Origin of the sequence: Methylobacterium sp. Leaf85, from assembly GCF_001422125.1 — a bacterium.
Classification (GTDB): Bacteria; Pseudomonadota; Alphaproteobacteria; order Rhizobiales; family Beijerinckiaceae; genus Methylobacterium; species Methylobacterium bullatum.
On sequence record NZ_LMME01000013.1, the window covers coordinates 1 to 14,408 of the forward strand.

The window sequence follows — 14,408 nt, forward strand, 5'->3', positions numbered from 1 at the left end:
AAACATCCTCAGCTCCTCTCGAAAGAGAAGCTTCTCCACTGGCCGGATTTTACTCCGCCCGCATCAGCACCCCGCCGACGCTCCAGTGGATGGTTTTGTCACCGCCCTACACACAGCGATTAGTCTCACGGTCCGGATCCTCGGCGAGCACGCGGTCGATCACGTACCAGGCCCCCGGGGGGAGGGGGAGCACGAACGGGCGATCCTCCTTCATCACGCCCGCGCTCCAGGTCACCGCCCTCCAGCCCGGCCCCGGGACGCCGGCATCCTCCGCGATCGGGGCAACGTCCAAGCGGGCCGTCTCGGCGACGGCGCCCGTGCGCTGGCCGGTCAGGACCGTGAACCACAACATTGCCAGGGTGCCCGGCGCGGTCGCGTGTTCCGTCTGACCGAGCGTCCGGTATCGCTCGGCCACGGCCATGGTCCGGGCGAGCTCGTCGATCTCGGGCGCATGCCTGCGCTTCCCGGGCCGGTACTTGATCGACCACTGATCCTTCCACAACGGCCACTTCTCAGTCGCCTTCGCCATGCCGGACACGCCGCTATGGTTCGACCAGGCCCAGTCGAGCATCTCCCGTCCCTGGCGTACGGCCCGGGCGGCCGCGCTCTTCGAGTGCTCCGCAATGATTGTGTTCCGGATCCCCTGCAGGTCGGTGGCCGTGACCTCGCGGACCGGGCGCCGGGCGATCCGGTCGAAGGCCTTGTGGCGGAGGTACGAGGCGTAGGCGGGGAAGTAGTCGGGGTCGAGATCGGGGCGCTTCTCCTCAAGGAAGAGGTCGACCAGGTCGCGCCATTCCCATGGGCCGTGCCGCCGCCGGTCCTCATCGGATTGCCGTTCGATCTCGACGGGCCATGCCGCGTCCGCCGCGGTCTCGTGGTCGCCGCCGGTCGTGGCCATGGCATGCGCGTAGACCCGCACGTCGGGCCTGGGGTCCCGTCCGTCCCGGAGGTCCACCCGTGTTCGTTCGGCGGCCACGCGCGCGGCCGCCAATGGCACGGCCGCCATGTCGCCCAGTCGGATGGTCGAGGTCCTGGTCTTCAGGAGCCAGGTGCCGGACAAGGGCGTGACGCGCAGTGTCAGGCCGGGGCAGGCCTCGTCCGAGAAGTCGATCCCCCGCCCGGGGACCTTGCCGGCGGCGATCATCCGGCCCGCCTTTTTCACGTGCTCGGCCGTCAGTCGGGTCCGTTCCCGTGCGTATGTGCCCCGCGATGTCGCCATGCCCGTCTCCGTGGATACCACGTGGATACCACACGTCCGGCGAGCCGGCGCAAGAGTCCCCGGAAGCGGTCCACCGGGAAAAGCACTGCAGGATTAACGGGTTGCGCAGGCAGCGCCGGGGAGGGGGCGAGGCGTAAAGCCCGGGGGATCGTCCTTCCAAGCTGAATACCCGGGTTCGATTCCCGGTACCCGCTCCACTCTCTCCATCCTGAAAAGCCTTTTGACCCTGGCCCAATGGGGCAGGGGCTTAGCATCCTGCGGCTGTTTGCCTGGGCGGTGGATACCACCGACGAATCGTTTTCACGCCCCGTTGATCTGCTGCCGGGCGATCTTGAAGAGCTTGTCGATTCGGCGGACCTCGGCCTCTGGGCGGCACGGGTGCGAGCTGCGAGGCGACAGCCAGGACGACACCCCTCTCGCGACTGCGCGCAGCCCGTGCAGCCGGCTGGTCCGATCCACTGGCAGCCCTCGACGACGTCGAGCGGGCTATCGGCGGCCGTCCGTCACAGGCGGGACCCTGCAGATCGGCCTCGTGCTGAGCCTGTCGAAGGACGCCCCCGTAGGTGTCGCGGTGATCGTCGATGAAGGCGATCATGTCCGTGACCGGCGGTCGAGCTCGGCAACCGCAAAATACGCCAACGCCTTCCGGAGGATCGCGCTGCGCGGTCCTTCGGTTCGTTGGTCTCACGCAACTCGCGGTTCTCCCGCTCCAGCGCCTTGATCCGCTCGCGTTCGTCCGTGCTCGGGCCGCCGATCTTGGCTGCGATCGAGGTGATCGCAGCCCATTGCGAGGCATGCTCGCCCTGGTGGTCCAGGACCATCCGTACCGCGCGGGCACGGACCTCAGGGGGATACGGTGGGCTTCGCTTCGTCATCGCAAAGCCGTCGCGGGTCGATGAGCCTGAAGGGATGCGATGCAAACTGCGTATCCTCCGGCGCTGAGCGTAGGGGGATCCAAGGATCCGGCGACAGTTAATTAAAAATTAACCATTATCTTAAAGAAAGATAATTAATGCGGCACAACAAGCCGCGGCGATCATCAACTTCCAGACGATGACGTCGCCTTGTCTTGAGATGAATTAGTTCAGGTATAGTGGTCACTCTTCGAGTGACGACGACTTGGGCAACATTCGAAAACCGCTCGTGTATCCACAGCATCAGCGGGGCTGAGATGTACATCGTAGTTGATGAGCGGCAATACGTGGCTGCGGAGTATATCGCGGGCTTCGACGCCCAATCGGTTCCGGCGCGCAGCCTTCCGGGCTTCGCGTTCAAGGCATGGCTTAGCGAAAGTTCGGCGGGCGATCTCGACGCCGTCCGGGGATTCGTCCTCGGCGAGTGCGAGGAGCGCGCGGTCTGCACGGCCGCGATCCGTACCGTCTCCCAGGCGCCGATCATCGCCCTCAACGAAAGCCGATCCCTGGAGCAGACCCTAGACCTGTTCACCGCCGGCATAGACGACGTGGTGCGTCGTCCGGTTCATGTCCGCGAGATCCTGGCTCGGGCCGAAGCAATCCGTCGTCGCGGCCTGCGTGCCGGGGAGCAAAGCGCTCCGGCTCAGGATCGTCAGGGGCGCCTCAGGGTGTTCGCCGACGGACGTGATCCCGAGATCGATGGGGAAAGTCTCATACTGCCCCGGCGCGAGCGCCATATTCTCGAGCATTTCGCCCGCAACCGGGGCAGGCAGCTCACCCGCGCTCAGATCTTCAACGCCGTCTACGCCGATCATGGCAGCGACGTGGAGGAGAGCGTGGTCGAGGGACACATCAGCAAGCTGCGCAAGAAGCTTCGGATGCGCCTCGGCTACGATCCCATCGAGGCCAAGCGTCTGGCCGGCTACACCTTCGCCGGCTGAGCCCGGCGTGCACGAGCCGCACGAGCCCACGCCCCACCCGAGAATGCCCGCCGTCCTCCGGATCGGCGGGCATTCTCGTTTCCGCGACCGGACGGAGCGAACGCGAGCCGCGAGGCGGTTTCGCCTTCGCCGCGGTATCCCCCTTGTCCACAGGCGCCGAACCCCGCTGCCGGGGGAAGCCGGCCATTTAACGCTTAGGTGACGAACGCCGGTCAATTGTCCGGGTGTCGGTAGGCGCGGCCCAAAACGACGGGTTGCGGAACAATGGAGCCGGGAGGCGGGTCGCAGCCTCCGGCTTCAGGCTGCTCACGACTGCGACGTCCCTGCCGGGGCGGCGCGGCCAAGCACAGCGGATCGCCCCAAGGGGGCGAAGGCATGATGCCGTTTCGTTGTCCCGGTGCGAGCCCGGATGTCCCTGAGACTTTTCTCTTCGACACCTCTCGCACGGCAGGTCGTACATCATGACGAGTATTCTGACCAACAACTCGGCCACCATCGCGCTGCAGACGCTGCGCACGATCAATGCTGGCCTGGACACCACGAGCAACCGGGTCTCCACGGGCCAGCGCATCAGTTCGGCCGCGGACGGGGCAGCCTACTGGGCCATTGCCGCCACGCTGAAATCCGACAACGGCTCGCTCAGCGCCCTCAAGGACGCCATGAGCCTCGACAAGAACTCGGTGGATGCGGCCTCGGCCGGCCTCAACAAGGTCATCGACCAGCTGAGCGCGGTGAAGAACGCCCTGACCTCGGCCGCAAGCGGCGGCTCCGACAAGTCCAAGCTCCAGAACGACATCACGGTTGCCCTCAACGCCATCAAGAACTTCTCTGACAACACCGTGATGAACGGGTCGAACTGGCTGTCGGTGAAGTCGGACGATACCGGCTTCAGCGCCACCAAAAACCTCGTCGCCGCCTATTCGCGTATCGGCAGCACGGTCTCTGTGAGCAGGACGGTCCTCGATACGTCGAGCTTCGTTCTCTACGATTCCAAGGCGAATGCCTCTGCCGGCGGTGCCGGCGCCAAGGCAGCGGCTCTGACGGCCATCGCGGCTTCGGCCACGGATGCCAGCGGCTATACTGTGACTGTCAAGGCCGATACGACCGGCCCCGCCGTGAACTACCAGAAAGGGTTCATGGACACCCAGTATACAATCAATGCATCAACCACCGGCGTTTCCGTCGCGTCGATGAACATCACCACGGTCGGCGACGATCAGAAGATGATCAGCGCCTACATGAAGATCGTGGACGCGACTGCCCAACAGCTTCTGACCGGCGCCTCGGTGCTGGGCTCGATGTCGACGCTGCTCAAGTCGCAGCAGGACTTCACCCAGCAGCTCATGGATATCAACACGAGCTCCATCGGCTCGCTGGTGGATGCGAACATCGAAGAGGAATCCACGAAGCTGAAGGCGCTCCAGACCCAGCAGCAGCTCGGCGTCCAGGCCCTCAGCATCGCCAATTCCAGCTCGCAGAACGTCCTGTCCCTGTTCCGCTAAGAGTGCCTCCCAAAACTCCCGATAGATCGGAAGAGCANTCTATGGATATCAACACGAGCTCCATCGGCTCGCTGGTGGATGCGAACATCGAAGAGGAATCCACGAAGCTGAAGGCGCTCCAGACCCAGCAGCAGCTCGGCGTCCAGGCCCTCAGCATCGCCAATTCCAGCTCGCAGAACGTCCTGTCCCTGTTCCGCTAAGAGTGCCTCCCAAAACTCCCGATCACGATCGGTTCTCGCTTCCGGCACGACAGTGTAGCGGGAGTTTTGTGAGAGACACCAAGGGCCGACGCGGTCGCGCCCGGATGGTCGGGGCGCGATCCTCATCCGCATCGTTTGCCTCCTGCCGGGGCCCGGCGCGCCCTGTGGCGACGCCCTTCGCCAGTCATGGGCGCCCTCCGGAAAGTCCGGCCCTCGTCCGAACCCCGGCCTCCCCCAACGTCCGTCGCGCCGTCCTGCGGCGCGCGTGCGAAGCACAGCGGATTGCCCGTCGAGGGGCAAAGGCATGATGCCGTTCCACTGCCCCGGTGCGAGCCCGGATGTCCCTGAGCCGCCTCACGGCGGTCCTCCTCGGATCATAGGTTGCGTATCATGACGAGTATCCTCACCAACAATTCCGCCACCGTCGCCCTTCAGACGCTCCGCTCCATCAACGCCAGCCTGGACAATACGAGTAACCGGGTCTCCACGGGCCAGCGCATCAGTTCGGCCGCGGACGGGGCGGCCTACTGGTCCATCGCCGCCACGCTGAAATCCGACAACGGCTCGCTCAGCGCCCTCAAGGACGCCATGAGCCTCGACAAGAACTCCATCGACGCCGCCTCGGCCGGTCTCAACAAGGTCATCGATCAGCTGACCGTGGTGAAGAACGCCCTGACTTCGGCCGCAAGCGGCAATTCCGACAAGTCCAAGCTTCAGAACGACATCAGGGTCGCGCTGGATGCCATCAAGACCTACGCCGACAATACCGTGATGAACGGCTCGAACTGGCTTTCTGTGAAGTCCGACACGACCGGCTTCAGCGCCACGAAGAATCTCGTCGCCGCCTATGCCCGCGTGGGCAGCACCGTCTCGGTGAGCAAGACCACGCTGGATAGCTCCAGCTTCGTCCTCTACGACAAGACGGCCAGCACCACCGGCGGAACCGGTGCGTCGGCGACATCCCTCGCCGCGATCGCCACGGCATCGTCGATCACCGGCACGACGGACGACAACGGCTATCTGGTGGTCGTGTCGGCCACACCCGCCAAGAAGGGTTTCATGGATACGGAGTACGATATCCAGACCAACCTCGCCGGCAACGCCTCGAAGATCAAGACGACGGTCGCGACGATGGACATCACCGCCGCCGCCGTCGATACCAAGATCATCGCCGCCTACATGAAGATCGTGGACGCGACCTCGCAGCAGCTTCTGACCGGCGCCTCGGTGCTGGGCTCGATGTCGACGCTGCTCAAGTCGCAACAGGACTTCACCCAGCAGCTCATGGATATCAACACGAGCTCCATCGGCTCGCTGGTGGATGCGAACATCGAAGAGGAATCCACGAAGCTGAAGGCGCTCCATGGATATCAACACGAGCTCCATCGGCTCGCTGGTGGATGCGAACATCGAAGAGGAATCCACGAAGCTGAAGGCGCTCCAGACCCAGCAGCAGCTCGGCGTCCAGGCCCTCAGCATCGCCAATTCCAGCTCGCAGAACGTCCTGTCCCTGTTCCGCTGAAACCGACGCGACGTGCCGTCCGGCCCAAGGCCGGACGGCTCCGCACGGGCGGCCACTCATCCGGACGGATGCGTGGCCGTTCTCGTTCCCCGGCTCTGCGCACCGTGCAGTCCGGTCTCGGAGGAGATCGGCTCGACGAAAACAAGGCCGGCAAAATCGCCGCGTTGCCACCGCAAGGCGACGCGGTGGGTGCGCAGCTCGTGCCCGGCGATGAGCAGGGTGAACGTGTCAGGGAGGGCGAGGGCGCGCGTCAGCCACACCTTCGCCCCGAGGGGGGAGAGGTCGCGCACGATGCAAGGCAGAAGGATGTCGGGTTCCAGGACCAGCCGTCCCTGCTGCAGGATGCGGAAGCGTTTCGGCGAGGCCGCGCGCGGCGGGCGGTCGCCCTGGGCCACGGCCGTCCGCCAATCGGCCTTGTCTTCGTCCACCCGCGCGACTCCGGTCTTCCAGAACCGAAGCGGCTTAGCAGCGGTCTCGGACCCTGTCGATCAAGCCGTCCCAGACCGAAATTAACGACTTGTAAACCATGCTTGTGGAAGTGTCGGCTGGATCGAGTGCCACGCACCACGGCCATGACGCAACCGACTCTCCCCCCCTCCATCCGACCCGGATTTCAGCGCCCCTCGACTGGGACGCAGATGCTGCGTCGTGCCCGCGACGCCTCCATCGAGCGCGCAGCCATCGGCCTCTGCTTCACACTCGCGCTGGGTTCGGGCAGCTTTGCCGCCTATGCCATCGTCGGCAGCACCGGGCATTACTCGGTCCAACAGATCCTGCCGCCCTCGATCGGCGCCTTCGCATGGAAGAAGGGGATCGCTCCGTCGGGCGAGGCGGCCCTCGACATCGATCCCACGATCACCGGCTCGCTCCCCGACCGTTCCCAAACGCCTCAACTCTCCCACGCCACGGAAGAAACGCCCGCCCTGGCACGTGGCTACGTGTTGCGTCGGGTCACGAACGGCGTCGCCGTGGTCGAAGGACCGTCAGGTCTCCGCCAAGTCGTGCCGGGTGCCGTCTTGCCGGGAGCCGGGCGCATCCTGTCGATCCGGGACACGGGCGCGGGTTGGGTCGTCGTCACGACCGATACCATCATCGGGCCGACACCGCTCTGAGGCCAAGGTCCAGCCTGAGGCAAGCGAGCCCCTTTACGGATTTCACCACGAAAGCCGCGCTCCCCACGGCGCATCTTCTGACCGTCGATCCGGCCGACGCCCCCGCGCCGACCGTTCCCTCCGCCGCCGGAACCGGACCCTCCGCATGCTGAGCACCTTCACCAGCTATCGGTTGATCGCAAAAAACCTATCCCAGGCGATCCAGCGCAAGGGAGCGGAGAGCGCGGTGGCGCGCGAGACGGCGTATTATCAGGCCAACATCGAGAAGGTGAAGACGGTCGAGGACCTCCTCTCCAACCAGCGACTCTACGCCTACGCGATGAAGGCCCATGGCCTGGAGGACATGACCTACGCCAAGGCCTTCATGCGCAAGGTCCTGAACGAGGGCGTCGATGCCAAGAGCGCGTTCGCCAACCGCCTCACCGACGAGCGTTACAGGGCTTTTGCCAAGGTCTTCGACTTCAAGACTTACGGCGCCGACACGACCTTGCGCACGGCCACCAACGACAAGACCGTGGCGGCGTATCACCGCCAGCAGCTCGAAAACGATGCCGGCGCCGATGACACGGGCGTTCGCCTCGCCTTGTATTTCGCCCGCAAGGCGCCCGAAGTGACCACGGGCTACGCGGTGCTCGCCGATACGGCCCTGTCCCAGGTGGTGAAGACCGTCCTCGGCCTGCCCGACGCGGGCGCCAGCGAGACTGCGCTCGCCCGTCAGGCGGAACTCATCGAGACGAAGCTCGATCTGGCGAGCTTCAAGGATCCGGCCAAACTGGAGAGGTTCCTTCAGCGATTCACCGCGATCTGGGACGCGCAGAACAACGCCGCCGCCGCCCCGGTCCTCGGCCTGTTTACGGACAGCCCTTCCGCCGGGCTCGACGCGAACCTGCTCCTCAGCCTCCAGCGCATCCGCTCGGGGAGCTGAGGCCATGCAGAACGGTCTCTACGTGGCGCTCTCGGCGCAGGTCGCCATGGAAAAGCGCCTGAATGCGGTTGCCCAGAACGTCGCCAACCTCTCCACCAGCGGCTACCGGGCCGAGGACACGAAGTTCTCCGCCCTTCTCGCCCAGGCAAGCAAGGGGCCGGTGGCCTTCGCGTCGTCGGGAGACACCTACATCTCGCAGCGTGCCGGCCCGGTCACGAAGACCGATTCTCCCCTCGACGTCGCCGTGCAGGGGCAGGCCTGGCTCGCGGTGCGCGGGGCGAACGGCCCCGTCTATACCCGCGACGGCCGCATGACCATGGATGCCATGGGCCAACTCAGGACCCTCACCGGTCAGGCCATGCTCGACCCGGGTGGCGCGCCGATCCTGCTCGATCCCCAGGCCGGACCGCCGACCATCGGGCGCGACGGCAGCGTCTCGCAGGGGGTCAATCAAGTTGGTGCGCTCGGTCTGTTCACCCTCGATCCCAACAGCACCCTGCGTCGGGCCGAGCCCAACGGCGTCACATCGAGCCAACCCGCACAGGCCGTCCAGGATTTCACCCGCATCGGTGTGATCCAGGGCCACATCGAGGGCGCCAACGTCAATCCGGTCCTCGAGATGACGAAGCTCATTACCATCCAGCGCGCCTTCGAGAGTGCCGCCACGCTCACCGCCGAGACCGAATCCTCGTTCCAGGGGGCGATCCGGTCCCTGAGCCCGCAGGGGAGCTGAGACGTGCTCGATACACTCGACCGTCTCGGCGCGGCGCTGACGAACGCCCGCGAGGCCGTGCCCCTGGTGCGGGTCGCAGGCCCGATCCAGGAGGTCACCGCGAATGCGGCGCGGGTCGCCGGCGTCTCGCCCTTCCTCGCCCTCGGCGACCGGATGGGCTTCATGGTGCAGGGGCGCGAACAGGTGGGCGAGGTGGTGCGGGTCGATGTCGCCGGGGTCACCGTGAAACCGTTCGACGCCCGGATCGAAGCCGGGATCGGCACCTTGGCCTATCGCCTCGGCGCGCCGACCCTGCGGCCGGATCCGTCCTGGAAAGGTCGCGTCATCGACGGGCTCGGCCGCCCCATCGACGGGCTCGGCGACCTCGTGCCGGGCACCCGCGCCATATCCATCGACGCCAGCCCGCCTCCGGCCATGGAACGGGCGCGCGTACGAGCCCCCCTTCGTACCGGGGTGCGGGCGATCGATCTGTTCACGCCACTCTGCCTCGGCCAGCGCATCGGCATCTTCGCTGGCTCGGGGGTGGGCAAGTCGACGCTGCTCGCCATGCTGGCGGGGGCGGCGGGCTTCGACAGCGTGGTGGTGGCGCTGGTGGGCGAGCGCGGGCGCGAGGTGCGCGAGTTCCTCGAAGGTGCCATGGCGCCGAACCGGCACCGCGCCTGCATCGTCGTCTCCACCGGCGACGAGAGCCCGATGATGCGTCGGCAAGCCCCCAAGATGGCGCTCGCCATCGCGGAATCGTTCCGAGATCGCGGCGAATCGGTCCTGCTCATCGTGGATTCCGTGACCCGTTACGCCCATGCCGCCCGCGACGTCGCCCTGGCGGCCGGCGAGCCGGCGGTGGCCCGGGGCTACCCGCCGAGCGTCTTCTCCGACCTGCCTCGCCTGCTCGAGCGGGCCGGGCCGGGCCTCGACGGCACGGGGACCATCACGGGCATCTTTTCGGTGCTGGTGGACGGCGACGACCACAACGACCCCGTGGCCGACTCGATCCGCGGAACCCTCGACGGCCACGTGGTGCTCGATCGGGCCATCGCCGAACAGGGCCGCTACCCGGCGATTCACCTCCTGGGCTCGATATCGAGACTGGCGGGCGAGGTCTGGACGCCCGAGCAACACGAGCTCGTCCGCCGCCTCAAGGCGATGATGGCTCGTTTCGAGGAAACCCGCGACCTGCGCCTGATGGGCGGCTACCGGGCCGGCGAGGACCCCGATCTCGATCAGGCCATCACCCTGGTGCCGCGCATCTACGAGGCGTTGCGCCAGGAACCCGGCATGCCGCCGAGCCAGGACGCGTTCCTCGAACTCGCCCAATCGCTCCGGTCGTGAGGCGCGGCGCAGCTCCATGCAGACCCGACTTTCCCGGCCACGTTTGTCCCGGCCAAGCTCCGCACAAGCATTCGTCGTGCAAGTGTTCCACAAATCTCAATCACGCAAGGTGACGTCATGAGTCTCATCAGTGTCCTGCGCACCGGCGTGTCCGGCATGAACGCGCAGTCCAACCGTATCTCCACCGTGGCCGAGAACGTGCAGAATTCCAGCACCACCGGCTACAAGCGCACGTCGGCGGAGTTTTCCTCGCTCCTGCTCGAGAACAACACCAACAGCGCGTACAATTCGGGCGCCGTGGAAACGACGATCCGCCGCGCCATCAGCGAGGAGGGGTCGATCAACTCCACGACCTCGAAGACCGATCTCGCCATCAAGGGCAACGGCTTCTTCGTGGTGCAGGACGAGAACAAGGCTCCGCTCCTCACCCGCGCCGGAAACTTCGTCGTGGATGGCCCCACGGGCAACCTCGTCAATGCCGGCGGCTTCACGCTGATGGGGTACAGCCTCCTCGACGGAGCGCCGGTCCCGGCACTGAACAGCACCGCCGGCATGGTGCCGGTGAACATGAGCAGCCTCGGCATGCGGGCCACACCGTCCACGATGGGTATGATGGGAGGCAACATCTCCGCCGACACGCCCGATCTTACCGGTGCCCTGTCACCGACGAACTATTCCAAGAAGACGTCCATCGTCACCGTCGACAAGCTCGGCAACAGCGTCACGCTCGACGTGTATCTCGGCAAGGTGCCGGCCAACCCGGCTGCAACGCCCCCCATCCCCCAGAACACGTGGCAGGCCAGTGTCTATACGAGCGGCGGGACCGCTCTCACGAGCCCGCCCGTGACACTCTCGTTCGGGGCCGACGGCAAGCTCACCGGTGCCGAGGCCACCGCGGCCAAGACGAACTTCACCATCCCCGGCGGCGAGGCCTTCTCTCTCGACTTGAGCGGCGCCACGCAGTTCGCCGGAGGCTTCGACCTCGCGGGCGGCGCCAACGGCAGGATCCCCTCCGCCGTCACAGGCACCGAGTTCGGCGGCGACGGCACCGTTTACGCCACCTATGCGGACGGGACGAAACTCGCCGCCTTCAAGATCGCGTTGGCCGATGTGAAGAGCCCCGACAACTTGGAGCCGCGTGCCGGCAACGTCTTCCGGACCAACATCGAATCCGGCGACCTGCAGATCGGCTTCGCCGGGGTCGGCGGCTTCGGCTCGTTGAAGGCCAGCGCTCTCGAAATGTCGAATGTCGACGTGAGCTCCGAGCTCACCACCATGATCGAATCGCAGACGGTCTACACGGCCAATTCGAAGGTGTTCATGACCGGCAACGAACTGCTCGATACCCTCATGAACCTGAAGCGCTGACGAGCCGTCATGGCCCGGCCGCCCCTGGACGGGCGGCCCTTCGCGCTCTCCCCGCCGTGCCTCACCGGGCACGGCCCGCCATCCGCCCGCCAGGATACCGACGATGGGCCTTTCCCTCGCGCTCAATTCCGCCCGCTCGTCGCTCATGGCGACCTCGGCGCAGATCGCCGTGGCCTCGCGCAACACCGCGGGCGCCAACGACGCCTTCTACACGCGCAAGATCGCCAATCTCGTGGCGGCCGGAGGTGGCAGCGCGGTCACGATCCAGCGTGCGACGGACGCGGCGCTCTTCGACCGCAAGCTCTTGGCGACCTCCTCTGTCGCGGGCAGCGAGGCGATCCTCGACGGACTCAAGACCCTGCGTGAGACCATCGGCGACAGCGCCGACGCGAATTCGCCCGCCGCCCGCCTCGGCGCGCTCAACGCCGCGCTGCAGGCTGCGGCCAACCAGCCCGACGATGTCGAACTCGCCCGCAGCGCGGTGGACCGCGCCCGAGACCTCGCCGGCAGCCTCAACACCGCCGCAGCGACCGTCTACGCCGTGCGCGCGCAAGCCGATGCCGGCATGGCCGACTCGGTCGCGCGCATCAACGACCTTCTCGGCCAGTTCGAAACCGCCAACGCCGTCGTCACGCGCGGCACCGGAAGTGGCACGGACGTCACCGACGCCCTGGATGACCGCGACCGCATCCTGGCCGGCCTCTCCGAAGAACTCGGCATCACCACGGTGGTGCGCGCCGGCAACGATTTGGCGATCTACACCGACAGCGGCGTACCGCTGTTCGAGCGCACCGCCCGGCGCGTTGCCTTCACCCCGACCGCCACGTTCTCGGGCGGGAGCACGGGCCATGCCGTCACCGTCGACGGCGTACCGGTGACCGGGGCCGCCTCGCCGATGCCGCTGCGTTCGGGGCGCATCGCCGGCTTGTCCGAGCTGCGCGACCGCGTCGCCGTCACCTACGAGACCCAGCTCGACGGCATGGCGGGCGGCCTCATCGACGCGTTCGCGGAAACAGACGGCGTCTCCCGGGCCGCCGGCCTGTTCACGACCGGCCTCCCTGCGCTGCCGGGCAGCGGACAATTCGGCCTGGCAGCCGCGCTGCGCGTCAACGCCGCGGTCGATCCCCGGTCCGGTGGAGACCTCACCCTCCTGCGCGACGGCGGCATCAACGGCACGGCCTATCGCACCAACCCGGCCCCGGCAGCGACCGGTGCGGGCTATGCCGACCGCCTCCGCGCCCTTGCCACGGCGCTCGCGGCCGATCGTCCGTTCGATCCGGAATCGGAGCTTTCCACCCGTAGCGACCTGTTCGCCTTCGCCACCGCGTCGGCGGGCTGGCTCGAAGCCACGCGCAAGGCCGCGAGTACCGAATCCGACTATCAGGCGACCCTGCTGGCGCGCGCCTCGGACGCCTATTCCAACGCCGCCGGGGTCAATGTCGACGACGAGACGGCGACCACTCTCCAGCTCGAACGGTCATACACCGCTGCGGCCAAGCTGCTCACCATGGTGAACGACCTCCTGAAGACCCTCATGGACGCGGTGCGATAGACCATGCGGACCAACGCGATCTCCACGCTGAGCCTCTGGAATGCGCCGCGCACCGGCGTCGCGCGCATGCAGGCGGAGCTTGCCCGCGCAAACGAAGAGGTGGTCACCGGGCGCTACGCCGATGTCGGGCTCCAGCTCGGCAGCCGGACCGGACAGACGATCGGCCTGCGCCAGAAAATCGCCGAGCTGGCCGCTCTGCGCGACGGCAATGGCCCGACCGCGATGCGTCTCGCCACCGCGCAGGCGGCGCTCAAACAGATCCAGAGCGCGGCCGACGACACCTTGAAGGTCCTCAACGGCGTTCCCTCCAACCAGCGCGCCGCCCTGGTCAAGCAAGCCGCCTCGACGCAGCTCGCCGCGATGACGGCGGCCCTCAACACCTCCGTAGGTGGCCAGTTCGTCTTCGGCGGGACCAATACGGGACAGCCTCCCGTGAGCGGCACGGCGGCGACGGCCGCCTCCGCCTCGGTGGATGCGGCTCTGATGGCCAGGTACGGAGTTCCGCAGGCCAATCTCGTGCTGGGTTCGATCACGGGCGGGGAGATGAGCGCCTTCCTCGACAACGAGTTCGCCACGCAGTTCGACGCGGCCCATTGGAGCGCGGGCTGGTCGAGCGCCGGCTCTCAGCCCCTCACGAGCCGAATCTCCCTCACCGAGACGGTGCCGAGTTCGGCGAGCGCGAATGCCGAACCGTTGCGCAAACTCGCCATGGCCTACACCCTCGCCTCGGCCCTCGACCTGACGAAACTCTCGCCCGATGCGCAGAGTGTGGCCACGGACCGGATCGTCGGCCTTCTCGGCGAAGCCAGCGGCGGCCTGATCGGGATGCAGGCGGATCTCGGTCGCTCAGAAGCCGCGATCACCGACGCCAACACGCGTCTCGACTCCCAGAAGGCGCTGATAACGACCCGGATCGGGGACATGGAAGGGGTCGACACCGCCGAGACCAAGACGCGGATCGACCATCTCACGACGCAGATCCAGATTTCCTACGCGCTGACCTCGCAGCTGCGCCAGCTCAGCCTCGTCTCCTACCTCTGACGCTCCCGTTCGACCGTCACGATCCCGATCAAGCGCCCCCACACCCTCAA

9 protein-coding genes, 5 pseudogenes and 1 other annotated feature are annotated in these 14,408 nt (G+C 66.6%); of the genes and pseudogenes, 12 read left to right on the plus strand and 2 right to left on the minus strand.

Annotated elements, in window-relative coordinates:
* Positions 1-106 precede the first annotated feature (106 nt).
* Positions 107-1,219, minus strand: coding sequence for an Arm DNA-binding domain-containing protein (locus ASF08_RS10730; protein WP_244474501.1), 1,113 nt, complete (start codon positions 1,217-1,219; stop codon positions 107-109).
* 510 nt (positions 1,220-1,729) lie between these two features.
* Positions 1,730-1,856: a sequence feature (AL1L pseudoknot), on the minus strand.
* Positions 1,776-2,094: pseudogene (locus ASF08_RS23980) on the minus strand (transposase); the annotation flags it as partial. Its footprint overlaps the feature before it by 81 nt.
* Positions 2,095-2,390: 296 nt before the next feature.
* On the opposite strand from ASF08_RS23980, the gene ASF08_RS10735 reads away from it, so the two are divergent.
* From ASF08_RS10735 to ASF08_RS10775, 12 genes and pseudogenes are all read left to right on the plus strand, one after another.
* The gene (locus ASF08_RS10735) at positions 2,391-3,074 is read left to right on the plus strand and encodes a response regulator transcription factor (RefSeq protein WP_056144842.1); all 684 of its coding nucleotides are present in this window, start codon (positions 2,391-2,393) and stop codon (positions 3,072-3,074) included.
* A gap of 461 nt (positions 3,075-3,535) precedes the next feature.
* Positions 3,536-3,928, plus strand: a pseudogene (locus ASF08_RS26205) (flagellin N-terminal helical domain-containing protein); the annotation flags it as partial.
* A gap of 336 nt (positions 3,929-4,264) precedes the next feature.
* Positions 4,265-4,576, plus strand: a complete 312-nt coding sequence (locus ASF08_RS26210) for a flagellin (protein WP_443136814.1) — start codon at positions 4,265-4,267, stop codon at positions 4,574-4,576.
* 38 nt (positions 4,577-4,614) lie between these two features.
* Positions 4,615-4,776, plus strand: a pseudogene (locus ASF08_RS23985) (flagellin); the annotation flags it as partial.
* Positions 4,777-5,166: 390 nt separating this feature from the next.
* Positions 5,167-5,559: pseudogene (locus ASF08_RS25765) on the plus strand (flagellin N-terminal helical domain-containing protein); the annotation flags it as partial.
* A 595-nt stretch (positions 5,560-6,154) separates the two neighbouring features.
* Positions 6,155-6,298 (plus strand): annotated as a pseudogene (locus tag ASF08_RS25165) (flagellin); the annotation flags it as partial.
* 1,257 nt (positions 6,299-7,555) lie between these two features.
* Positions 7,556-8,335, plus strand: coding sequence for a DUF1217 domain-containing protein (locus ASF08_RS10750; RefSeq protein ID WP_056144851.1), 780 nt, complete (start codon positions 7,556-7,558; stop codon positions 8,333-8,335).
* A gap of 4 nt (positions 8,336-8,339) precedes the next feature.
* Complete coding sequence (flgF, locus tag ASF08_RS10755) at positions 8,340-9,068, plus strand: flagellar basal-body rod protein FlgF (RefSeq protein WP_056144855.1); 729 nt, start codon at positions 8,340-8,342, stop codon at positions 9,066-9,068.
* A 3-nt stretch (positions 9,069-9,071) separates the two neighbouring features.
* Positions 9,072-10,397, plus strand: coding sequence for a flagellar protein export ATPase FliI (gene fliI, locus ASF08_RS10760; RefSeq protein ID WP_056144857.1), 1,326 nt, complete (start codon positions 9,072-9,074; stop codon positions 10,395-10,397).
* Positions 10,398-10,514: 117 nt separating this feature from the next.
* Positions 10,515-11,765: a flagellar hook protein FlgE gene (locus ASF08_RS10765; protein ID WP_056144860.1), complete on the plus strand. Its 1,251-nt coding sequence runs from the start codon at positions 10,515-10,517 to the stop codon at positions 11,763-11,765.
* A gap of 103 nt (positions 11,766-11,868) precedes the next feature.
* Positions 11,869-13,317 (plus strand): flagellar hook-associated protein FlgK, encoded by a 1,449-nt coding sequence (gene flgK / locus ASF08_RS10770; RefSeq protein WP_056144863.1) that lies wholly within the window; start codon positions 11,869-11,871, stop codon positions 13,315-13,317.
* A gap of 3 nt (positions 13,318-13,320) precedes the next feature.
* On the plus strand, positions 13,321-14,358 hold the full coding sequence (locus ASF08_RS10775; RefSeq protein WP_056144867.1) for a flagellar hook-associated family protein: 1,038 nt from the start codon (positions 13,321-13,323) through the stop codon (positions 14,356-14,358).
* The last annotated feature ends 50 nt before the right edge of the window (positions 14,359-14,408 follow it).